The sequence below is a fragment of the Salinactinospora qingdaonensis genome (genome assembly GCF_039539445.1).
Lineage (GTDB): Bacteria > Actinomycetota > Actinomycetes > Streptosporangiales > Streptosporangiaceae > Salinactinospora > Salinactinospora qingdaonensis.
Genome location: NZ_BAABDD010000021.1, coordinates 22,405 through 47,301, shown reverse-complemented (window position 1 = coordinate 47,301; position 24,897 = coordinate 22,405). Strand labels below are relative to the sequence as shown.

Sequence of the window (24,897 nt, the reverse complement as noted above, 5' to 3'; positions counted from 1 at the left end):
TTAGGCGGCCCGTATGAGGACCGAAGCGTTGATTCCACCGAACGCGAAGCTGGACGACAACGCGGTACGGATGCGGTGCTCCACTGCCGTACGACCGACGAGTCCGAGCCGATCGTCGATCGGGCTGTCAAGGTTGGGGTTGGGGTGGCAGGCTCCGGCGCGCATCTGGGCCATGGTTGCGACGATCTCCACCGCCCCAGCGGCCGAAAGGCAGTGGCCCACCAGCGGTTTTGTCGAATTGACCGGTGGAGTCGCGGTGCCGAAGACGGTTCGCAGCGACTGGGCCTCGATCTCGTCGCCCAGCACCGATCCGGTCGCGTGCGCGTTGATGTAGTCCACCTCCTCCGGTGCACAGCCGGCATCGGCGAGCGCGGCGCGGATGGCGGCGACCTGTCCCGTGCTGGAGGGCTCGGTACCGCGTTTGGCGTCGAGGCGCTGTCCGCACCCGAGGACCTCGGCCAGTACGGGAGCGTCGCGACCGCGCGCCGTATCGGCGCGCTCCATCACCAGCGCCGCCGCGGCCTGGCCGTAGACGAAGCCGGAGCGGTCGGCGTCGAAGGGCCGGCAGACCTCGTGCGGAGCCCGGGAACCATCGCCGGAGGACATCGCACCGGCACGCCGGAACGCCTCTCGCTCGGTATCGGACAGCTCTGCCATGGGTGCGACCACAAGACAGTGGTCCACCCAGCCCGACGCCAGCATTCGGGCTGCCTGGATAACAGCGAGGGAGCCGCTGGCAGAGCCGCCGCCGACCGTCCATCCCTCCGCGCAGGCGCCGGTGACCTCGCTGACCGTGCCCACAGTGTCGATATCCAGGTGGGTCAGCGCGTAGGAGGCACGGAGCGCACCGGGTCTGCGCTGGAATCCGCGTACCGTGCGAGCCTGGTGGTCAAGCGCAAGGTTGCTGCCGGCGACGAGAACGCCGGTGCGGGGGCCTGCGGTCAGTCCGGCGGCTCTCAGCGCCTGAACGGCGACGCAGGCGGCGGTCTGCGCGGGCGGGGCGGCCCGCCCCGCGGTGGCGCGCAGTCCCGTGGCCCCGGCGGGGTCGTCCGCCAGGTTGCGGGCGCACCATCCGTCGAGAGTGAACCCGTGGAGCCAGGCGGCGGGCGTTTTCTCCTCGGCCAGGCACACCCCGCTGCGCCCCTGGAGCAGGGCCTCGGTGAAACCGTCCAGCTCCTCGGCGAGGGGACTCAGGACGGAGGCTGAGGTGACCAGGACACGCTCGTGGTCAGGTCGCCGGCGCGCACCATCTCTCGGCCTCACAGGTGCTCCCGGAGCACGTCCACGAGCGAACGGATGTCGTGTACTCCCGCGAGGTGGTCGCTGGGTATGGCGATCCCCAGTTCGTCCTGCACCCCTATGACCACATCCATCCGGTCGATCGAGTTGGCCCCCAACTCCCGCATGCTCTGGTCGATGCGGATCGCGTCGGTCTCGACGAGGGGAAGGACATCGCCGATGTGGCGGCGCACCGTCTCGAAGATCTCGTCATCGGTCACGTTCCCACTCCTTTGCTGAGAGCGCCTGGAGCATGCCGAGGGCCTGGTCGACCGTCAGCTTGTTGTCACGCACCGCCGCGAGAACCGTGTCCGTGTCGGAGGGCGGAGCAGATTCCGCGTCGGAGGAAGCAGACGGGGTGAGGAGCTCACCGACATGTCGTGACAGTGCGCGGAGGTTTGGATGGTCGTAGAGGACGTCGGCCTTCAGCTCAAGGCCGTAGGTGCTGTTGATGAACCTCGTGAACTCCACGCCGAGCACCGAGTCGAGCCCGAGTTCGCTGAACGGTTGGTCTTCACCGAGATCGGCTTCGGAGCTGTAGAGCACGTCGGCGAGCCGCGCCCGCAGCACGTCGAAAACCTCCGAGGTGCGCTGCCCCGAGGTCGGCGCAGCCGGTGCCGACGCCTCTTGGAGGGGTGCAGCCGGGGCGGAGGGTGGGGCCGCCGTCTGCTCCCCCTCGTGCAGGAGGCCGGCGACATGACCGGCCAGGGCCGAAGGCGTCGGATGGTCGTAGAGCACGGTCGCCTTGATCGAGACGCCGAAGCGCTCGTTGACCAAGGAGACGAACTCGACGCCCAGAATCGAGTCCACCCCCAAGTCCTGGAACGTCAAACGAGGATCGAGCTCCTCCGGCGCGAGGTAGAGCACCGAGGCGAGCAACTCCGAGAGTTCGCGTTCGAGGTGTGGGGGCAAAGGCGGCGATTGCGAAGCTTCCTCGGCCGGAGCCGGCTCCGCGGCCGCAGGCCCTGCGGGGGGTACCGCACCGGACACGGGCGGCCGCGACGGCGTGGGCGGGTCTTGCTCCGCGCTCGTCTCGGGCGGCGCGAGGGAACGGAGGGCGATCTTGCGGTCCCGGGACACGGTTTCTCCCTTCGGAGGATCGCTGGTTTCACGGTGGTCCTGGACAGCGACCTCCGGCGTGGGGTCTTGGCTGTGTGCGGCCCTGCCGAAATCGCGCAGATGGGTACGTGCCGGCGGGTCGCTCACCCCACCGCTCCTGTTCAGGTGTTCGATCTGTAGGTCGTACCAGCACCGAACCCGCTCGAACGGATATGTGGGGAGGGGGATTCGGCGTCCTCGGCCGGCGGCCCCACACGCGGCCACCTTGTCGACGGCTCCACCGGCCTCCCAGTCGGCCGTCTCGGCCGTGCCGGCGGGGGCCGCTCCGTGGGCGACCTTCGACAGCCCCTCAAGCAACTCGTCGAGGTCCCCGGCCGGGACGGCGCGGCGCCGGGCGAGCTCCGCCCGGCCCACAGCGAAGGTGTAGGCGATGTCGTCGAGTTCGGGCCGCGTCTCAGCCACGTGATCGTGCAGGGCCTGGGCATAAGCGGCGAGGGCGCTGTCGGTCCGAGCCGACAGGAACACCACCACCGGGCCTGCGCTCGCGCCGGATCGGGGGGCGCGCTCGGGCGCCTGCTCGACCACGAGGTGGGCGTTCGCGCCGCCGGCCCCGAACGAACTGATCCCTGCCCGTAGGGGCTCGCCGCTTCGCGACCGCCAGGGGGCGACCCGCTGCTGCACCACGAAGGGTGTCGCGTCGAAGTCGATCTCCGGGTTCGGCGGGGTGGCGTGAATCGAGGGGACCAGGGTCGCGTGCTGCATCTGCAACAGGACCTTGTGAAGCGCCACCACGCCGGCGGCCGACTCCAGATGCCCAAGATTCGACTTCACCGAGCCGATCGGTACGCTTCCGGCACGTGTCACCTCGTCGCGCGCGAAGGCCGAGGTGAGACCGCGGACCTCGATGGGGTCGCCCAGGGCGGTCCCGGTGCCGTGGGCCTCGATGTAGTCGAGCTCCCCGGCCGTGAGGGAGGCATCGCGCAGCGCCTTGGTGATCAGGTCCGCTTGGGCCTTCGGGTTGGGAACCGTGTATCCGCTGGTGCGCCCGCCGTGGTTGACTGCGCTTCCGCGGATGACGCCGTGAATGTGATCGCCGGCTGCGATCGCCTCGGTCAGCGGCTTGAGAAGGACCGACCCGACGCCCTCGCCGGGAACATAACCGTCGCCGCCGGCGCCGAAGCTTCGGCACCGGCCGTCGCTGGAGGCGAAACGCCCCTGACCGAGCATGAAGTACTTGTTGGGGTGGATGAGGACGTTGACACCACCGGCGACTGCGACCCGGCAGCTGCCGGCCCGCAGTGACTCGCACGCGAGCTGGATCGCGGTGAGCGCAGACGAGCAGGCGGTGTCGACGGCGACGCTGGGGCCCTGGAAGTCAAAGAAGTACGACACCCTGTTGGCGATCGACCAGTACGAACTGTTCGCCAGGATCGGATTCCCGCGCAGCCGCTCTTCTGCCTCGTGCAACTGGTACTCGCCGTACATGGCACCGACGAACACCCCCACGTCACGCTGGTGGAGCGGATCATCGAGGCCGGTGAGGTCATCTGGCCGGTAACCGGCGTCCTCCAGCGTGGCCCAGCAGTTCTCCAGGAACAGCCGCGCTTGGGGGTCGGTGATACTGGCCTCACGCGGCGAGAGGTTGAACAGGGGCGCGTCGAAGTCCGTCACGCCGTCGAGGAACGAACCCCACTTGGTGTACGTGCGGTCGCTGCGCTCGCGGTCGGGGTCGTAGAGCGCGTCGGCGTCCCACCGTTCGCTGGGGACTTCCGTGACGCAGTCTGTGCCCTCGAGCAGCATTCGCCAGAACTCGTCGAGATCCTCACCCTGGGGATAGCGACCGGCCATACCTATGATCGCGATCGCCCCGGCGTCCTGTCCTCGGGCCGGGTGCGACTCCGCCGGGGAGGCGGACACCTCCGGGGGAGGTGGGGGCGTATCCACCGAGACCGGGGCCTCGAGAGCGGCGCTTTGCTCAGCGTGCTCGCTAAGAAGATGATCGGCCAGCTCCCCGACGGTTTGGAACTCGAACAGCAGCGTCTTGGCCAACGGGCCGAAATTGCGTTCCAGCAGCTCCACCGTGCGGACCACGAGCAACGAGTCGAGGCCGAGCTCCTCGAAGGTGCGTTCGGGAACGATCTGATCGAGGGGGATCTTCGCCGCTTCAGCCACCGCCGCGGCGATGTGGCCCACGACCGCGTCACGGTCTGCGCCGCTCCGTCCAGCCGTGGGTTCCTGCCGCGCGACGGGGGACTCGGGCTCGTCGGTCCGCAGTTGGGGAAACGAGGCGGTGAGCCGCTCCCGGTCCCCGGCGAGAACGACCGGATCGACCGGAACATCCTCGCCGGAGAGCAACGCCTCCAACGTCATCAGGCCGTCGCCGGTGGTAAGAGGGGCCATACCGACACGGCCGAGCATCTCCTCGGCCGTGTCCCCGCCCATTCCGCCGTCGCTCCAGTAGGGCCAGGCGATCGAGAGCGTGCGGCCGGATCGTCGTCGTGACCGCTGGTGAGCGAACGTGTCCATAGCCGCGTTGGCGAAGGCGTAGTCCGCCTGGCCCAGGCTGCCGAGGGGCGCCGACACTGAGGAGAACATGACGAAGTGGTCCAGTTCCCAGTGAGCGGTCGCCTCGTCCAGAGCCATGGCCCCCAGGAGCTTGGGGGCCACTACCTCCCAGGCCGTCTCCGGGGTCTTGTTGGCGACGAACGAATCCCGCAGCACGCCGGCGCAGTGAAACACCCCCTGGACGGGCTCGATGCCCGCGGCGAAGGAACCGACCGCCTCGGAGTCGGTGCAGTCGAGCCTGTGGTACTCGACGGTGCCCCCGGCGGCCGACAGGCGCTCCAGAACCGCACCACGCTCACCTTGGTCTTGCGAGCGCCCGGTCAGCACGACATGGGCGCCATAGCGGTCGAGCAGGTGCGCGGCCAGCGCCTCAGCGAGGTGGCCCATCCCGTTGATCCAGTAACGCCCCCCGACGGTAAACGGCCGGCCCCCCGCTCGGGGGCGGATTCGAAGGGGCGACAAGACCGTGGTTCGCCCGTTCTTGAGCACGTCGCCGCCGCCGGCGGCGGTGGCGAGCGCGCCGGCCACGGTCGTCGCCATGTCCTGTTGTGGCGCCACTTCAACCGCGGTGACGAAAACCCGCGGGTTCTCAGCGGCAAGGCTGCGGCCCACCGCCGCGATCCCCGGCCCTGCGGCCGCCCCCTTCGGGTACGGGATCACGATCCGCCCGCCGCGTCGGGACAGCGTGCGCACCAGATCCCGCAACATTCGGAACACGGCGACGACTTGGGCTCTGAGGTCGGGTTCCTCCGGAAGCGGCCAGACCACGACGGGCGCCCGCCGGTCCCCGTGCGGCAGTTCGGAAACGTCTCGCACCACAGTGGACACGCCGAGAGCATCGCGGCAGGCGGCGGCCTGGGCGTCCGTCCCGTACAGCACCACCGGAGCAGTCACCTCGGCCTCCGCCGGCGCCAGCGCCTCGGTCGTGGGCCTGTAGAGATGCACACCTTCGGGCACGGTTGCGGAGGCTCGGCTGACGGGACGCAGCGCGAGGCCGTTCAACCGGAGGACGACCGCTCCCCCGTCCCCCTGCACGGTCAGATCGAACACGCGAACGCGCCGACCGCCGCCACGCGAACTCACCGGCCGCACATGCACATGGGCGCGGGAGGGCACGTCGTCGAGCACATCGATGCGGCCGACGCCGAAGGGAACGAAGGTCTCGCCGTCGAGGTCGTCCTCGGTCAGGCACCCCAGCACCGCCTGGAGGACCCCGTCCAGGAGGAAGGGCGAGACACGGTGGTCCCCGGCGTCCGCGGCGACGACGGTGGCAACCGCGCCGTCGGCGCCGCGGGAGAGCCGTTCCAGTACCCGGAAAGCAGGACCGTACTCGACGCCGCCGGCCGCGAACCGTCGGTAAAGGTCCTCGACCGGCATCGACCGGGCCTGATCGTCGGGCTCGAAGGTCGGCACGGAAACCGGCTCGCCGGTCACTACCGTCGCCTCCATGTGCGCGACCGACTCCGCTCCCTGTTGGGACCGTACACGCACGGTCGTGTCCTGCTTCTCCGAGACGACCTCGGCGAGCAGGCGCGTACGCGCCCGCACGCGCAACGGACGGTGGATGGTGACGTCGCGCAGCCCGGTGACCGGTGCGCCAAGCGCCTCCTGCGCGGCGGCCAGCGCCATGTCCACATAGGCCGCCGCGGGCAGTACCGGCTCCTGGTCCACCACGTGGTCGGCGACCAGCGGCTCCTCCGGCAGCAGGACACGCTCGAAACGCACCGCCTCGAGGGTCGAGACATTGCGGTCGAGCATCCCGGAAAGCCGCGGGGGGTCCTCTCCGCCGGCGCCGGGCCGCGGCCACCGCCGGCGGGCGAACGGATAACCGGGAAGCCGGACCCTTCGGGCTTGGGAAGCCGGCTCCGGCAGTTGACCACGGCCCTCGACCCACGAGCGGGCGATGGAGGCGGCGTCCTCTCCCCCCTGCGGCTTCGGCCCGTCATCCGCAGGGACCCGGTCGACGGTGCCGCGGACGAGGTCGCCGCCGTCGCGTAGCCGGGCGATGGCGGTGGCGACGTCGTCACAGACGACAGCGAGGCGTTCGCGCTCGTGCTCTCGGCCGAGCGTCAGGGTCGCGGCCACGTCGGCCAGCCGCACCTGCGGGGAGCGCTCCAGCGCGTCGGCGAGCCGGCCCGCCGTCTCCTCCAACGCCTCAACGCTACGGGCCGACAGCGCGACGATCTGAGGTCCGGCCGGCATCTGCGGGGCGGACTTCGGCTCGGGGGCCTGCTCAAGCACCACGTGTGCGTTCGTGCCGCCGATGCCGAACGAACTGACCGCGGCGCGGCGCGGTCCGCTGGTCACAGGCCAGTGGGCCGCGCCCTCACCGACCACGAGCCCGGAGCCGGCTCGTGAGAGTTGGCTGTTAGGGCTGCGGAAGTCGTGTTGAGCGGGCACCTGGCCGTGTTCCAGGCACAGGACGGCCCGGATCAGGCCCGCGACTCCCGCTGCGGTGTTGGTGTGGCCGACCGTGTTCTTGACCGAGCCCAGCAGGCAGGGCTCCGCCCGGCGGTCACCGCCGTAGACACGGGCCAACGCGGAGAACTCGACGGTGTCGCCCATATGCGTACCGGTGCCGTGGGCTTCGACGTAGCCCACCGTCGACGGGTCGACCTCTCCCAAGACCAGAGCTTCCCGCAGCACGGCCTCCTGACCCTCGGGGGAGGGCGCGTGGAAGTCCATCTTGCGTGCGCCGTCGTTGTTCACCGCACTTCCGCGGATCACCGCGCGGACGGGATCACCGTCGGCGACCGCGTCGGCGAGTCTGCGCAGCACCACCGCCCCCACGCCGTTGCCGAAGACCGTGCCGTCAGCGCTGTCGTCGAAGGGGCGGCAGCCGCCGGTCGGCGAGAGAATCATGTCGCGGCTCGCGGTGTATCCCGCCTGCGGGAAATGCAGCGAGGCACCACCGACGAGGGCCGCGTCGCACTCTTCGTCGAGCAGGCTCTCCACCGCGAGGTGGACGCCCACCAGGGAACTGGAGCAGGCCGTCTGGACCGTCATGCTCGGGCCGTCCAGACCGAGCTTGTAGGACAGACGTGTGGCCGCGAAATCCTTGTCCGTGGAAGAGAACCGGACCATCCCGGCCGCGTCGAGGTCGGTGATGGACAGCGGCGGCGAGGCCGGCTGCCCCACCGACGTGAACACTGCGGTGCGCAGGCCGGTCCCGCGCGGTGCGATGCAAGCGTCCTCCAGCGCGTGCCAGGACGTTTCGAGCAGGAGGCGCTGCTGGGGGTCGAGCCATTCCGCGTGTTGCGGGCTGTAGCCGAAGAACTCGGCGTCGAAGGCTTCGGCGTCGGCCAGCGCGCTGCCGGCGGGCACGAAGCCGGAGCGGTCAAGCGTGGCCCTGTCGTGGCCGAGCGCGAGCAGCTCCTCGGACGAGTAGCGTCGGACCGTGCTCTGCGCTCGTCCCATCAGCTCCCAGAGCTCTTCGGCGGAGCCGGCCGATCCGAACCTGCATGCCAGGCCGATGAGGGCCACGGCGTTAGGATCTTCCTCGCTGAGATCTGTGCTCATCTTGTCTCTCCGAGTCGAAGTGCGCGCCGCAGTTCGCGACGGGATCGGGGCCGGACGTGGGAGGGACGCGACGGAGCCGCCGTCCCCAGGCGTTTGTTGATCAGCTCGGCTTGGGCGGCCACGGTGGGGCGGGAGAAGAGGTCAGCGGCCTCCAGGGCGATGTCGGGGAATGTGGCGACCAGACGCGCGTAGAGCTGTCCCACGAGCAACGAGTTGCCGCCCTCTTCGAAGAACGAGCGGTCCCGCGGCGGGTCGCTCAGCCCGAGCACCTCCGCCCACGCGGAAGCGACGGTGTCTGCCACGTCCACTGCGGCGGCGCTGGCGACCGGGGAGGCCGGTGCCGGCGGCTCGCTGGCGAGTCGGGCCACCGCCTCCCGGTCGACCTTGCCGTTGGGAGTGAGCGGCAGCGTGTCCACCACGACCAGCCGGTCGGGTACCATCCATTCCGGCAACCGCCGCTCTGCGATCTCCCGGAGCGCGGCCAGAGTCAACGGCGCCCCACCGGCCTTGGGCCGCGCCACCGCCACAAGCCGAGCATCGGCGCCGTGCCCGGTCAGGACGATGACCACGCGCGCGATGTCGGGGTGGGAGCCCAGCACCGACTCGATCTCTCCCGGCTCGACACGGTGGCCGCGCACCTTGACCTGGTTGTCCCTGCGGCCGACGAACAGCAGGCGGCCCGCGTCGTCGTAGCGGACGAGATCACCGGTGCGGAAGTAACGGCCGCCGGCCTCCGGGCGGGTCGGATGGGGGCCGAAGCGCTGGGCGGTCAGCTCGGGGCTGCGCCAGTAGCCCTGCGCGACGGCGGGGCCGCCGATCCACAGTTCGCCTTCGTCGGTGACGACCAGATCCGTCGCTCCGATGGGGGAGCCCAGGTGGACGGGATCGTCCGCGGTAATCGCGGCGATCGTCGACCAGATGGTCGCCTCGGTCGGACCGTAGACGTTCCACAGCCGCCGGGTCTTGGGGATCAGCGTCGACGCGAGAGCGTCCGGAAGTGCCTCGCCGCCACACAGCGCGGTCAGGTCGGGCTTTCCCTGCCAGCCGCCGTCGACCAGGAGTTGCCAGCCCGCAGGGGTCGCCTGCATCGCGGTGATCTCCTCCCGCTGTAGCGTCCGTGCGAGCCTTCCGGCGTCGATGACGGTCGCACGGTCGGCGATGACCACGGTTCCGCCGCCGAGCAGCGGCAGAAAGATCTCCAGTACCGATATGTCGAAACAGACCGTCGTGACCGCGAGCAGCCGGTCTTGGTGTGTCCAGCCGATGACCCGGCTAATCGCGTCCAAGGTGTGAACCACGTTGCCGTGGGTCACCGCCACGCCCTTGGGTCTGCCGGTGCTGCCGGAGGTGAACATCAGATAGGCCAGGTCATGGGGGCGCACGACCGGCGCCGTGCCAGCCACGGGCGCCTCCGCCACCAGGTCCTCGACGCGCATCCGGGCGATGCCCTCGGGGATCGAGTCGGCGTGTTCGTCGGCCACCACCGCGATCGGGCAGCCCGCCTGCTCGAGGACCATGCGCCGCCGCTGCGGGGGGTAGGCCGCGTCCAGGGGCACATAGGGGCTGCCGGCGGCGAGTACGCCCAAGAGGACAGCGGGCATTCGCGCGTCGCGCTCGATCAGCACGGCCACGGGGTCGCCGGGGGGTACGGCCGCGCTCACGTTAGCGGCCACCCGCCGCACCAGTTCGTCGAGTTCGGCGTAGGTCAGCCGGCGCCGCCCGTCCGCGACCGCGACGGCGGCGGGACGCTCGGCGACCGTGTCGCGGACTCGCCCGACCAGCGTGCCCGCGGTGGGGTCGAGCAGCCCGTCGAGCGTGGCCGCGCCGCCCCTGCCCAGCTCCACAGCCATGCGACGCAGGTCGTCGACGAGCACGTCGACGTCCTGGCTGTCAAGCGCTGCGGGACGGTGGTTGGCCAAGACGTCGATGCCTTCACCGGTGGCGGTCACCTCCAGGCCGAGGTCGAAGTGCCCCTGCTGGCCGCGGCGGTACACGGTCTCGCCGAGAAGTCCGCCCTCGTGAGGCCGACGCCTCCAGTTCTGGAAGGCGAAGGTCACCGCCGGCACGGCGGCGTGGCGCTGGATACGCGGATACGGCAGGTCCGCGTGAGCGAGGGCACCGGAGGTCTCCTCCTGAAGTTCCGCGAGCCATTCCGCGACAGGCCGTTCTGGGGCCAGGCGGACACGCAGCAGCACCGAATTCACGAAGCACCCGACGGTTCCCTCGAACTTCTCGTGGGGGCGGCCGTAGGTGGGCACCGAGACCAGGAAGGAACGGTGTCCGGTGAACCTGGCCACGGCCAGCGAGAAGGCGGCGAGCATCACCACGAAGGGGGTCACGCCGGCGGCGGCGGCCGTGGCTTTGACCGACTCCGACAGCTCTCGCGGCAGTCGGTAGTCTCGGTGCGCGCCGTGGGGGTCGACGTTTTCTCCGTTCTCTGCGAACAGTGCCGCGGTCGAGGCGTCGGCCAGCCGGGCCGACCAGAACGACTCGCACCGGGCGATGCGCTCAGCGGGCACGGCATGTTCCCTGTCCAGGGCATCTGTGAAGCTCGCGGTCTCGGGCAGCGCCGCTCCCTCGTAGAGCGCTTCCAGGTCGTCTCGGATCAACTCCATGGAGCGGCCGTCGACGACGAGGTGATGCGTGACCAGCTGGAGCACCGGGCAGTCTCGCTCACGCAGCCACAGCACCGCACGTAGCGGGGGCTCCTCGGAGAGGTGGAACCGTCTCTCGGCCTCGGCACGCAGCCGCGGCTCCACCGCTTCGTCGATGCGACGCACCTCCAGCCGTGGCGCGACCGCGGCGGGGGCGAACCGCAGCTCGCCGTCGACCGCGGCGACGACGCTGCCCAGCACAGGGTGGCGGCTCACGAGATCGGTCACGGCGCGGGCGAGGGCCGCGGTGTCCACCTCCTGCGGCACCTCCCACGCCATAGTGATCATGTAGGGCGCGGCCGGGGCCGCGGCCTGATCCGCTCCCCAGATCCCCATCAGGCGCTCGGGGAGGACTCCCGGGGCCTGTGCTCGTGGTTTCTCGTCGGTGTGCTCGGCCGGCCCCGGCTCCCGCCCGTCCACGACAGCGCCGAACTCCTCGGCATGGTCGGCGTCGATCCGATCGGCCAGCTCCACGATGGTCGCGCTGTCAAGCAGCGTGCTCATCGGAAGCCGTCGCCCGGTCTCGGTCTCGAAAGCGCGGTTGAGCCGCATCAGCGCCAACGAGTCGACCCCTTGCTCCGCCAGGTCCTGCTCGGGGGCCAGCCGCTCGGCGGGCACCCCGAGGGCCTGGGCCACCATCTCCCGCAGCCACTCCACGGGACCGGGGCGGCCTTTGGTGTCGGGCGTCGGAGGCGCCGAGTCTGCCGGCTGGGCCTCCGCTACGTCCAGTGCCTCCTCCCACACCCGTCGATCGCCGTGGACGAGGGCGACGTAGGAACGGCGGTAGTCGGCACCCAGCCAGGGCCACAGTTCCGCAGCCGCCCGAGCGGCGGGCAACGGGGTCAGTCCAAGGGTTGTCGCCAGGTAGTCGAGCGATTCGGGGGCGGGGCTCATCCCCGCTTCGGCCAGGATCGGCATGGCCACCGACAGCGTGTGCCCCGAGCGCGCCCCACTGGCGACCTTGCCGGCGCGTACGGCCGCGAAACCGTCGAGGAAGCCGTTGGCGAAGGCGTAGTCGGACTGCCCCTGGTTGCCTGCCAATGCGGCGAGCGAGGAGACCAGGACGAAGAAGTCGAGTCGGTGGTGCGCAAACGCCGCGTCGACCGTCACGGCACCCCGGATCTTGGCGTCGCACACCGCCCGCACGCTGTCGTCGGTCTTTGCACGCAGAAACCCGTCGCGCAGGACCCCGGCGAGGTAGACGATCCCGCGCACCTCGGGCAGAGCGTGGGAAAGCTCGCGCACCTGGGCGTCGACCGTGGCGTCGCAGACGTGGTACTCGACCGTGGCATCGGGGGCGAGGGCGCGCAGCGCGTCGAGGGCCGCCGGATCGGGCGCGGACCTGCCGGTGAGCACCACCCTGGCGCGAGGCGCGCGGGCGAGGATGTCGGCCGCCACCGCGCGCCCGAACCCCCCGAGGCCGCCTATCAGCAGGTAGCAGCCCTCATCCACGAGAGGCGCTGCCGAGGCTGGAGCAGAGCCGTACGGCACGAGGGTGGCGACGCGACGCCGCGGCCCCCCGAGCCTCACCCAGGAAGGTGCGTGGAAATCCGCGTCGCCGGCGATCTCGTCGACCAAGGCGGCGGGGTGCGCCAGCCGTTCGCGGTCGACGGTCACCAGCCGGATCTGGAAACGCGCGGTCTCCCCCGAGATCGTGCGGACCAAGCCGTGCAAGCCGTGCAGCATCGGCGACGGATCGGTGCCCGCAGCGGTCACGACATGCACGCGCGTGCCGTCGAGTGCCCGATCGCGCATCAGCTCGCGCATCGTGGCGAAGACCGTGCCGACCGGGGGCGTGGTGTTCTCGGTCGGCTCCTGCGCCCAGAACGCGAGATCCTCGTCCACATCGGTGAAGTCGACGAGGACGTCTCTGGCTTCGGTGAGCGCGACGCCGGAGGCGGCCTGGGCCACAGGCCCCTCTCCCAGGACCGCGACGGGTCCGTGGGAGACGGTTCGCGAGGGTGCGCTCACCCATTCGAGGCCGTAGGCGGGAAGTGGCTGCGTGGCCTCAGTCCCCGTGGGAATGTGGACGGTGAAGCCGACCACCTCGGCCAAGACTGTGCCGTCCTCGCCGATGAGGGTCAGGTCGAACTCACGCTCGCCCACCTTGCGCACGTGGACATAGCCCTGGCCCGTCGCTGGACGGTAGAGGTTCAGGCGCTCGATGCACAGCGGCCGGTAACTGCGTCTGTGGTCGCGCAGGAGCAGGAAGGCCGCCGCCTGGCAGGCTCCGTCCAAGACCGCGGGGTGCAGCATCTGCCTACCGTCGGGGTCCTCGCCCTCCAAAAGCGCGAACCTTGCGACGATGCCGTCCTTGTACGGCCAGGCGGCGCGTACGGTCTGCAACGACGGCCCGTAGTCGAAACCCGCCGCCGCGAACGTCCGGTAGAACTCCGCCGTCTCGACGCGGTCGCTCTCCCGGGCCTCCAGATCAGCGACGTCGTATCGATCCGGCCGGCTGTCCTTGCGCGGTGAGACGGTCCCCTCCGCCGCGGTACGTCCGGAGGCGGTGACCCAGAACGCATCGCCTTCCTCGTTGAGCCGGACGTCGACCCGTCCCGTGCCGGCAATCGACTCTGGCCAGGTGAGACCGCTGATACTCACGTCGTAGGGTGACGTTCCAGCCGACAACAGGGTCTCGTAGACCAGCTCCGGGTGCAGCGCTCCCGGAAGCAGCGGCTCACCGTCGACCACATGGTCGGTGAGCAGTCGGGAGGAGGACAGGTCCAGGGAAGCGGTCCGCGAAGCCGGTACGCGGACCTCCTCGACCAGCGGCAAGCCGCTGCCTCTGGCGGGCTCGGGAAGCTCCGGTCGCGCGAAGGGGGTCGTCGGTAGGGCGACCCGCCGGCTGGGAGGGGGCGGCTGCCGGCCCTGGTCGCTGCTGTCGAGGCACGGGTGGGCTTCGCCGCGGGCCAGGGCCTGTAGGGCCTGTGCCAGCTCGTCTCGTGTCGCGCAGGTGATCGTGGCACGGTGGGGCCAAAGCTCCCTGCCCACGTGGAGGGTGTGGGCGAGATCGTCGAGGTTCTTTGGCACCTTCGCGATCCGTTGCCCCTCCATCGCGTTGAACAGCCGCTGCGCGGTCAGGGCCAGCCGTTCCGGGTCCGGAGCCGACAGCGGGATCGTGACCGTCCCGCCCGCGGACTTCTCCTCCTGGCGAGGCGGTTCTTCGATGACGACGTGCGCATTGGCGCCGCCGGCGCCGAACGAACTCACGGCAGCCCGACGCGGCGTGTCCCCGGCGGGCCATTCTTCAGCGGTGTGCTGGATGCGCAGCGGGGTGGCGTCAAGCTCAAGCTTGGGGTTGACCGGGTCGGCATGCAGCGTCGGGACGAACTCACCGTGGTGCAGTTGGAGAATCGCCTTGGTCAACCCGGCGATCCCGGCGGCGGCCTCCCCATGGCCGATGTTGGACTTGACCGAACCGACCCGCACCGTGGCGGCTCCCGCGAAGGCGGTCGCCAGGGCACGCAGCTCGATCGGGTCACCCAGTTCCGTGCCGGTGCCGTGCGCTTCGACATAGTCGACCTCGCCGGGGGCAAGGCCGGCCTGTTGCAGGGTTCCGGCGACGAGTTCGGCCTGCGCTGCGGGGTTGGGGACCGTGTAGCCTGCGGCGCCGCCGCCGTGGTTCGTGGCGGTGCCCCGAATCACCGCGTAGACGGTGTCGCCATCGGCCTGCGCGTCCGCCAACCGTTTGAGCACAACCACACCGACGCCCTCCCCCGGGACGAACCCGTCTGCGCCCGCGCCGAACGCCCGTGTTCGGTCGCCACGGGAGGGCATGCCCAGGGCGCACAGCCCCGCGAGGCGGTCAGGGTGCAGGTAGAGGTTGACGCCTCCGGCGAGCGCCATCTCGGCGTCGCCGTCGACGAGCGAGCGGCAGGCAAGATGGAGGGCGCTCAGTGACGACGAGCACATTGTGTCGACGGTCATGCTCGGCCCGCTCAGGTCGAACGTGTGCGAGACGCGGTTGGCCACCGAGGCCAACGCCGTGACCGCGTACTCCTGATTGTCCGCGCCCGAAGCGCGTGCGTCGCGCCCGGCCAGCAGGTGGGTCGTAGCGGTGACTCCCGCGAACACCCCCACTCGACGGCCGGCCACCGCAGAACGCGGATAACCCGCCGTCTCGAACCCCTCCCAGGCAACCTCCAGGAACAAGCGCTCCTGCGGGTCCATACCGGCCGCCTCTCGGGGGGAGATCCGGAAGAGCTCTGCGTCGAAGCCGTTCCAGTCGTCCAGGAAGCATCCCCATCGGGCATAGCCGCCTCCCAGCACGCGCGCCACCCGCCAGTCCCACCGATCCGCGGGCACTTCGGTCGCCGGGGACCGGCCCGTCCGCAACAGTTCCCAGAACTCGTCAACGTCGGCGGCCCCGGGGTAACGACCGGCGAGCCCCACCACGGCGACCGGCGCGTCCCGGCTCTGCGCGGGGGCGGGGTCCTCCGTGGCCCCACGGGTCGGCTCCCGGGGGGCGCGCACCGGATCAGCGGCCGGCTCTTGGAGCGGGGCTTCCTCCGCAGCCGGTGCGGTGCCAAGGTTTGCCGCCAGGTGGTGTGCCAGGGCTTCGGGAGTCGCGTGTTCGAAAAGGGCGGTCGAGGGCAACGGCATGAACCGTCGCGAGAGCGCGGCGACCAGCTCGCCGTTGAGCAGCGAGTCCACGCCGAGTTCCTGCCACGTCGCGTCGCCGGGCACGGCGGCGTCGGGGTTTCTGGTGAGTTCGCGGACGAGGTCGCGGATCTCACCGAGGATCGGCGCGCGCTGCGAGTCCGGGGGGCGCGTGCCGGCGGGCGAGGGCACCGTGCAGTCGAGTACGGCGACGCCGCCGGGGCGGGCCGTGTCATCCGCCACGTCGAGCGTCCAGCCGATGTCGGTCAAGAGGCGACGCCAGGCGGAGGTGTCCAGCAGCGGACTGTGCGGGATACGGCGTTCGGTATCGGTGTGGCGCCACCACCCTTCGGTCACGCCGAAGATGAGGGTGTAGACAGCGGCGGGAGCCACCATCTCGGCGAGCAACACCCGACCCCCCGGCACGGTCACCTCTCCGATGTGCTCCAGCGTCTCTTTGACGTCGCGGGTGGCGTGTACGACGTTGCTGGCCAGCACGAGATCGAACGAAGCGGCCTCGAACCCCTGGGTAAGCGGGTCCTTTTCGATGTCGAGCAGCGCCGTGTCGATCGCGTCGCCGAAACGGCGCTGACCATGGTGCAAAAACGCCGGCGACAGGTCGGTGTAGACGTAGTCGACATCCGCCGGCAACGCACGGCGCACACGTTCGGTGGTTCCGCCGACCCCGGCGCCGATCTCCAGTACCCGAGGGCGCCGGCCGGTCTCGGCGATCTTCGCGGTCTCGGCAGCGGCGGCCACCGCCATGGCCTCATTGGCGGGGTCGAACAGTCGATTGTCCCGATAGACCGCCGAGACCAGGGAAAAGTCGCCGTCTGGGAACAGCACGTCGGTGGCGCGGCATGTTCCGCGAAGAATCGCCCCATAGGCGTCGAGTACGCGGTCGAGCAGCTCGACGTGGCCGGCCAGATCCGGGTAGTCGGCCAGCAGCCGGCGCCGCTGGTGGGCCGGCGGTTCCGTACTCGGCGCGGTGGCGAGCAGGTCGAGTATGGCGGCCAGCAGCCGGCGGTGCTCGGCTACGACACCGAGCCGCTCGGCTGCGTCGTCGACTCCGGCCGAGGGGTCGATCGGCCCGAGCCGAGTCATCAGCTCGTGCACCGCGGAGCGGGCGTACTCCTCCAGCCGGTGCGCCGTATCCGCGCCGGTGTGGGGGGCCAGCGCCGAGGGCTCGCCGGCGAGCACGCTGACGTGAGGGGCCGACCCCGCCACGGCCGTCTCCAAAGCCGCCACACCCTGGGCCGGCTCGAAGTCGCTCAGCCCTTCGTAGCTGGCCAGAACGTGTCCCGCATACTTCCTCGCCAGCCCGGTGTCCCGCCACAGCCCCCAGTCGATCGCGCGCACGGTCGCGGGCGCCCCGTCGACGGCCGCCGCGTAGTGGCCGAGGAAACCGTTGGCCGCGGCGTAGTTGAGTCCGCCCTGGCTGCCGAACAGCCCCGCCACCGAGGACGAGAGGACAAGCAGCCGGTCGCCCACGAGCCGGCGCAGTTCGACAACAGCGGAAACCTTGGTGGCGAGCACGGCGTCGAGGTCCGAGGCCGTGAGGTCGCCGACCAGCGCCGCGCTGACGGAGCCAATGGCGTGGACGACTCCATCGGGGTCCCCGAAAGTCTCCCGGCACTCGTCGAGCGCTTTGGCGGGCTCGCCTGAGTCGGTCAGATCGGCCACGCGGTAGGCGGCCCGGCCCCCGGCTCCGTTGATGTCACGCAGCAGGCCGGCGATCCGCTCGTCAGGGGAGGACCGGCCGACCAGAAGCAGGTCCGCACCGTAGTTCGTGGCCAGGTGGTTGGCTATCTCGGAACCGATCCCTCCGGCGCCGCCGAAAATGACGTAGCGGCCGCCCGGACGGAACGCGCGGGCCTCGGAGCGGATCGGTTCGGCCACGAGCGTCTGGCGCCAACGCCGGTCGTGCCGAGCGACGAGCGGGGCCGCGGTGCCGCACGGTTCCTCGGCTGCCACCGTCGCGTCGGCTTCGAGGTCGGGGAGGTCGACGGCGCATACCGTCACCGACGGAAGCTCCCGGGGGAGGCTGCGCAGGGCCCCCAGCAGTGCTCCCTGAAGCGTCGCCCCGGGTTGGGGGGCACCTCCTTGCGGGGAGGCAAGGCCCGTGGTGACCAGCCGTACGGTCGCGGTGGTGCCGCTGTGTGCGAGCGCCTGGGCCACCGTGACGAGTGCGGACATCCATGCGCGCAGCTGGGCGATCCCCGCGTCGTCCTCAGTCCAACTCGCTCCGCCGACCAGCAGCCAGAGGTCGACAGCGCCCTGCGAACACGCCTGTGACACCGACTCCGAGAGTTGTGGATCGGCGATGTGGACACGTTCCCGACGCGTCGCCATGGCAGCGGATGCCGTGTCGTGCACCATGAGCAGGCCGCGTCCGACCGCGGGCGCGGGAGGCGGGGGTTCGGGAATCCAACGCGGCACCAACATCCGAGGGGACGCCGCGCCTTCCGGCTCCGGCGTTTCGTGTCGCTCAGGGCCGGCCGGGGCCAGCCGCAGGCCGCGTACCCGCAGCGTGCCCGTAACGTCGATGTCCACCACGGGGTGCGTGGCCCCGCTGTCGACTCGTCGCACCCGCACCTCGGCGTCGGGCGCCGAACCGTTCCAGGTCAGCTCGTCGGCGCCCGCGGCGACGTAGGGAGCCGAGCCGTCGACGACGGCATGGGAGGTCTGCAAGACCGCGTCGAGCCAAGCGACGCGGCGCGTATAGGCATCGGGGCTCTCGGGCGCGGTCACACCGGCTCGGGCGCTCCCGCCGGCTCGCTGTAGACCGTTCACCAGCCGGTAGACCGGGCCGACCTCAATGCCGCGCCCGGACAGGAGATCGTAGAGGTCGACCGGTTCGCCTCCCTGCGGTTGTGTCAGCTCCGGGGGCTCGAGAGGTTCGAAGGCCGCTGAATGCGCGGTGGCGCATGTCGTCCCTGCGGCGAGTACCGAGCGCTCCTCGCCCTCCGAGACCGTTGTCAGCTCTACGGGAGCACCGAAGCGGTCCACGTGCACCGGCTCCAGAAACCGAAGTCGGCGAAGGGTGAGGGGGTTTCCCGAGCTCAGGGACTCGACGAGGCAGGCTCCGGCGAGCACCGTCGTGCCGGCTACAGCGTGGTCGGCTAGCGGGTGGCCCGGATCGATCAGCCTCCGGTCGTTTGAGGTCAGCCAGAAGGAGTCGCGACGGAACCGGTACAGCGGCAGGGACCGGCGCCCGGGTGAGGACGCGGGAGGCTCCTGGAGGACGGCGTGGGCGTTGGACCCTCCGAACCCGAAGGCGCTCACGGCGGCCACCCGCGGGCGGTCGGAGGCAGGCCACGCGATCGTGCGGTCGGCGATCGCGACGGGAGTCCCGTCCAGGTCGATCTCGCTGTTGAGCTGGGTGAACCCAAGGCTTGCCGGAATGGCCCCATGGTGCAGCGACAGGACCACCTTGATGAGACCGATCAGTCCGGAAGCGCCCTCGAGGTGTCCGATGTTGGACTTGACCGAGCCGACCCACAATCGCCCCTCGGGTCCCTGCGCCCGCTGCGGCATTTCGCCGTTGTCGGCCGCGAGCGCACCGAGAATGCCGTCGATCTCAATGGGGTCACCCAACGCGGTTCCGGTGCCGTGGGCCTCGAGGTAGCCGAGGGAGGCGGCGTCGACTCCGGCCTGGTCGAGCGCACGCCGGATCAGCCGGGTCTGGGCCGCGGGATTGGGGGAGGTGAGGCTTGCGGCGCGACCGCCGTGGTTGACCGCAACGCCGCGCAGCACGGCGAGCACGGGATCGCCATCCGCTTGGGCCTGCCGTAGCGGTTTGAGCACGACCCACCCCGCTCCTTCGCCTCGGACGAAGCCGTCGGCCGCCGTGTCGAACACCCGGCTGTGTCCTTGCGGGGAGAGCATGCCTGCCTGTTGGAAGGCGGCGGTATTGAAACCACTGCTCAACAGATTGGCCGATCCGACCAGCGCCGTAGTGCAGTCGCCTGCGCGCAGCGCCGCGACCGCGGTCGCGACCGCGGTCAACGCCCCGGAACATGCCGTGTCGACGGTGATGCTGGGACCGGTGAAGTCGTAGAAGTGAGAGACGCGGTTGGCGAGGAAGGCTGGGAAGGTTCCGGTGGTCGCGTAACCGTCGGCCGTTCCCTGGGCCACCACCCGTTCCCGGTAGTCGTAGCTGCATGCGGCGACGAAAACACCGACGTCGGTTCCGGAAAGCGTCTCCGGTTCCACCCCCGCATGCTCGAGGGCGTGGCGGCTCAGCTCCAGCAGCATCCGCTGTTGCGGGTCCATGGCCGCGGCTTGACGGGGGGTGACGCCGAAGAACTCGGCGTCGAACTGATCGATCCGTTCCAGGAGTGCGGCCCGGAAGCCGGAGCCGAGCTCTGCGGCGCGCGGGGGCGGCACGTCGGTGATCCTGCATTCCCCGCGTTCCAGCAGGCGCCAGTAGGCCTCGACGTCGTCGGCGCCGGGGACCGTGCACGACACTCCTACGATCGCGACGTCGTCGCCGTCCCGACCGGAGGTGGGGGCGGTCGAGGCTTGCGACGGGGCGGCGTGTATCTCGGCGACCAGTTCGCGAAGCCGAGGGTGGCGCCATAGCGCGGAGACGGGAACCTCCGTGTCGAGCGCGTCGCTGATCGCGCCGACCAGGCGCATCGCTGCCGCCGAATCCATCCCCTGCTCGCCGAGGGGGCGATCGGGGTCGACGGTGTGGCCGAGAACCCGCCCCGCGGCATCGAGGACACGGGTGAGCGGATCGCCGACGGCGGGAGCGGCCGCAGCGGGGCGCGCCGGAGTGAACGAATCCCTGATCGCGGCGAGGAAGCGCGCCGCATCCTCACCGTTAACCAGCGAATGGTCAAACGAGAGGACCATCTGCCGGACGTCGTTGTCACGCGCGCCGAGAAACAGTGTGGCGACGGCCGGTGGCACGACGACGGGAACGGCGAAGGTCACCGCGTCCTCCCCCAGATGGGACACGATGAGCGAGACTGATCCGTCAGCCTGGGAGCGGCCTTCCCTGGCCTCTTCGACGGCTTGAGCGTACTGCTGGGCGAAGCCGTTCTCGGAGAGCTGGTCGGCCCCGGTGACAGCGGCGACGGTGAGGTCGCCGCCCTCGGCTGCCACCGCGATACCGAGATTCACGCGCTCGTGTACTCGGACGCGCTCGTCGTCGATCCGGTACCAGCGCAGGCGGGGATGGTCGGCGGCGACTCGAGCGACCCGGCGGGCGAACTCCTGGAACGGCGTGGCCGCTTCGCTCTCCGCCTGCGCCACGGCCCGATCGAGCAGCTCGGCGTCGAGCGGCATCGCGACGGTCGCCGGGACCGTCTGCCCAGACGCACCGCGCATGGCACGGTTCAACTCCAGCTGGCGCGGGCTGAGGTGGACCTCCGGCTCGGTCTCTTCGGCTGCTTGCGCCGCCTCCTCTTGCGCCGCCTCCGCCTCATCTTCCCCGTCGCTCTCCCGCCGTGCCGCATAGGACTGCACGTCCTGGGGCAGCAGGACACGCCCCGCAGCGGGGATCGTCTCCAGTTCCTCCCGGTCGATACCGAGCTCCTGAGCGAGCCGGCGAGTCTTCGGGGGAATCCTGGGCTGCTCCCCCACGGGGTCGAGCACCGCCACGGGGTCCCCGACGGCAACGTCGTCCCCCTCGCTGACCACCCATTCCCGAAGCACGCCGTCAGCCGGAGACTCGATCTCCACGGCTGCCTTATCGTGCTCCATCTCGTAGATGACTTCGTCTTTGGCGACCCGGTCCCCGGGGTCCTTCAGCAGGCGAACGATCCGCACCTCGACGATGCCTTCACCGAGTTGCGGAACGACAAGGCTCCTCATCCGAATCCCTCTTCTCAGCTCAGGACCGAGCGGATCGCAGTCACGACGTCGTCCGCGCTCGGCAGGACGACCCGTTCGAGTTGGGGGTGGAACGGCACATGAAGATCGTCACGGGAGACGAGCCGGGGCGGGGCAAGGAGCGCGTAGAACTCGTCGTCGGAGCCGGTGATGTCGGCGAGCAGCCCCGCGCCGAAACTGCTCGTGCGCACATCTTCTTGGACGACGACCAGTCGGCCGGTGCTGTGCACCGAAGCGGCCACCGCCCCGCGGTCCCACGGGACCAGCCAGCGCAGGTCGATCACCTCGACGCTGACGCCCTCGCGGTCGAGCTCCGCGGCGGCCCCTGTTGCGATCTCGACTCCGTTTCCCCAGGTCACCACAGTCACGTCAGTGCCGGAAACGACGGTTCGAGCCCCATGGGCGGGGACGGGGCGCGCAGCCGGCTCCCGGTTAAGGCGGAGCAGGTGTTTGGGAAGCAGAAGCAGCGTGGGATCGTGGCCCGCGAACGCCTGCGCGAAGGTGACCTCGACGTCCTCGGGGGTGGACGGCACCGCGACCTGTAGCCCCGGCACATGCGTGAACAGGCTCTCGTTGCTTTGGCTGTGCCAGATTCCACCGCCGGGAAGGTAGGCCCCCCAAGGCGCGTACATCACGACAGGACACTGCCACTCCGACACGGTGCGCCAGCGCAACGTGCTGAGCTGAGCGGCGATCTGGTTCCAGGCGGGGCCGACGAAATCGACGAACTGCAACTCCACCACCGGGCGCATCCCCGCGGCGGCCAGCCCTACGGCGACTCCCACGATGGTGGCCTCGGCGAGGGGGGAGTTCACCACGCGGTCGGTTCCCAGTCCTTTGGTGAAACCGAAGACACCGCCTTTGGGGTCCGCTACGTCTTCACCGAAGACCAGCATGTCCGGATCGTGCGCGAGACCTCCGCTCAGCGCCCGGTTGACTGCCGCTCCGACGGTCCCCCCGCTCGGGGGGACCGGCTCGACCGTCTCCGGCGCCGGGCCGAAGACGTGTTGGTGCACCCCCTTGGGGTCGGCGGCGGGCTCGGCCGCGACCCGGTGGAACGTCCTTTCGACCTCGTCGGCGAAGCGTTCCTGTAGCCGTGCCACCTCCGCTGCCGTCACCACGCCCTCGGCTGTGAGGACCTCGGTGTAGCGGGTGACGGGATCGCGGAGGGAGGCGAGTTCCTCAGCCGAACGGTATCGCCTGTGATCGTCGGAGGAGCTGTGCGGTTCGAGCCGGTCCAGTCGACACCACAGCACCGTAGGCCCCCCGCCGCTGCGGGCCGTGGCGACGGCGACGCGACCGGTCTCCAGCACGGCCTCCGGGTCGGCCCCGTCGAGGAACACGAGCCGCTCCGACGGCAGCATCCCCAGGTCGGTCGGAGACGTGCCGCTGGTGGGCGTGCTGATGCCGTAACCGTTGTCAGCCACGAGGAACACGACGGGCAAGGTGTTCTGCACAGCAAAGGCCAGCGACTCGAAGAACTCCCCCTGGCGCGTGGACGCCTCGCCAAGCGAGCAGATCACGACGGACTGTTCGTTGCGTCGGGCCGCCGCCCACGCGACCCCCGCCGCTGGAAGGCACTGACTGGCGGTGGGGCTGGCGATCGAGAACACGTTCCCGGGGCGGTGACTGAAATGGGAGGCCATGTTGCGGCCGGCTGAACTCGAGTCGGCCTTTGCCATGAGGTCGCGCGCGACGTCTTCGACGCTCATCCCCCGCGCCATGACCAGACTCCGGTCTCGGTAGTGGGGGAAGAGGAAGTCCTGCTCCTCCAGGGCCTCGGCAATCGCCGCCAGTGCCTCGTGTCCGGCAGAGGACAGGGCGAACCACGCTTCCCCTTGACGCAGCATCAATCCGGATCTGCGATCACACTCACGTGACAGCATCATGCGCTCAAGTAACGCGATTCGTGAGTCTGCGTCGGGCAAGACGTCTCCTCATGTCATGAAAATCCTGCTAAAGCAATTTTTCCGCTCAGGAAGATTTTCAACAATCGATGAGGTGGATGAATCACCCAAGAGGAGCATATCGCTCAAAATAGTTAAATCGACGTTTAGTCACTCATACTTTCGGGGGAGGGAACGGTTGTTCACCCACCCGAAGGAACGAGTCAGGAGACGCAACCGGACGGACTGCCCCTGTCGGACCTCGGCAAAGTCAAAAGAACAGCCTTCTTTCAGCAGAGCCGTGGCCCTGAGCTGAGAATGCGTCGCGTCGGCCTCGCGAAGGAAAAAGCGGTGGACGGGGCGGCGACCGGTGCGGGGACGACGGTCCGCGCCGCAACATCCCGGAGGCGCGAGACGACCATCGCGGCCCCCGCGGGGGAAGGGAGCGGTTTCAACCGCCTCCCCGCCCGTTCGCCCAGCGGAGCGGCCTATGAAGTGCCGGCTCGAAAACGGCTGGACGCCGGTGGAGCGGACCACGCCCCGCCCCACCGAGCCCGGCAACGGCGGAAGAACACGTCAGGCTTGGTCGCCCTCAGGTACGCGTCAAACGGTCCACGTCGTTACACGGCGCCTTGAGGCGCGTGTCCCTGGTGAGAATCAGGTGCCGCAATCGTTGCAGCTGCGGCGAGGGCTCCACTCCGAGTTCCGAGAGCAGATGGAAGCGCAGTCTGCGAAAGACCTCGATCGCTTCTCGTTGGCGCCCCGACCTGTAGAACGCGATCATCAGGTGGGCGGACAACCCTTCATGAGTGCGGTAACGCTCGACCATGGCGGTGAGTTCGCGCACCATCTCCCGGTGACGCCCCATCCGCAGCTCGACGTCAACACGGGATTCGAGGAGGTTGAGGTGACTCCTGTGCAGACGAACCGCCTCAGCCTCCAGTACCGGACCGACCTGAACATCTGTCAGGGGCGGCCCCTTCCATAGCGCCAGCGCTTCGTTGAACCGACGTGAGGCGGTCGAAAAGTTACCGGCTTCCCGGGCATGACGGCCTGCTTCAGCAAGCCTGTCGAATTCTGCGGCATCAATGGTTCCTCCCAGCGTGTCAAGGAGGTAACCGCCCGGCCGGGCCACCAGAGCGTTCTTGGCGAGGCCTCCGTTCTCCGGAGGGGTCTTACCCAGAGCACTATTAATCAAGGTACGAAGATGAAAAACGTAAGTCTGTAGTGTGATCTCCATACTTCTCGGGAATCTTTCCTCCCATAACTCCTCGCACAACGAAGATATGGGCACGACCTTGTTGGCGTGCGAGGCGAGCAGGGCCATCATCCGGCGCGGCATCACAGCAGTCGGCACCACGGAGCGGTTTTCCACCCGAACTGAAAACATCCCCAGCAGTTGAATATCCAATCCAGCCCCCGATTTTCGTTCGAGCCACCCTGACCAACGGAGCCATACCGCAACCACGACAAAAGAAATCGAGTTTCGGATT

General features: G+C 69.8%; 6 protein-coding genes. All 6 read right to left on the bottom strand.

Annotated features, from left to right (window positions below; genetic code table 11):
• The 6 genes from ABD848_RS18610 to ABD848_RS18585 all read right to left on the bottom strand — a co-directional run bounded on the left by ABD848_RS18610 (position 1) and on the right by ABD848_RS18585 (position 24,815).
• The gene (locus ABD848_RS18610; RefSeq protein ID WP_344974018.1) at positions 1-1,263 is read right to left on the bottom strand and encodes a beta-ketoacyl synthase N-terminal-like domain-containing protein; all 1,263 of its coding nucleotides are present in this window, start codon (positions 1,261-1,263) and stop codon (positions 1-3) included.
• Positions 1,260-1,499 (bottom strand): phosphopantetheine-binding protein, encoded by a 240-nt coding sequence (locus ABD848_RS18605; protein WP_344974015.1) that lies wholly within the window; start codon positions 1,497-1,499, stop codon positions 1,260-1,262. The genes ABD848_RS18610 and ABD848_RS18605 overlap by 4 nt, the downstream gene beginning before the upstream one ends.
• Positions 1,489-8,421, bottom strand: a complete 6,933-nt coding sequence (locus ABD848_RS18600) for a beta-ketoacyl synthase N-terminal-like domain-containing protein (protein ID WP_344974012.1) — start codon at positions 8,419-8,421, stop codon at positions 1,489-1,491. Before ABD848_RS18600 ends, ABD848_RS18605 begins: the two co-directional genes overlap by 11 nt.
• Positions 8,418-21,500: an amino acid adenylation domain-containing protein gene (locus ABD848_RS18595; protein WP_344974009.1), complete on the bottom strand. Its 13,083-nt coding sequence runs from the start codon at positions 21,498-21,500 to the stop codon at positions 8,418-8,420. Before ABD848_RS18595 ends, ABD848_RS18600 begins: the two co-directional genes overlap by 4 nt.
• A 14-nt stretch (positions 21,501-21,514) precedes the next feature.
• A complete protein-coding gene (locus ABD848_RS18590; protein WP_344974006.1) occupies positions 21,515-23,446 on the bottom strand; it encodes an alpha-ketoacid dehydrogenase subunit alpha/beta in 1,932 nt (643 codons plus the stop codon).
• Between the two features lie 550 nt (positions 23,447-23,996).
• Positions 23,997-24,815 (bottom strand): AfsR/SARP family transcriptional regulator, encoded by an 819-nt coding sequence (locus ABD848_RS18585; RefSeq protein WP_344974003.1) that lies wholly within the window; start codon positions 24,813-24,815, stop codon positions 23,997-23,999.
• Between the last annotated feature and the right edge of the window lie 82 nt (positions 24,816-24,897).

Bases quoted from the DNA above. Each gene is read 5' to 3' on its own strand.
- ABD848_RS18600 (WP_344974012.1), bottom strand. From the start codon at position 8,421: ATGAGCACAGATCTCAGCGAGGAAGATCCTAACGCCGTGGCCCTCATC.
- ABD848_RS18595 (WP_344974009.1), bottom strand. From the start codon at position 21,500: ATGAGGAGCCTTGTCGTTCCGCAACTCGGTGAAGGCATCGTCGAGGTG.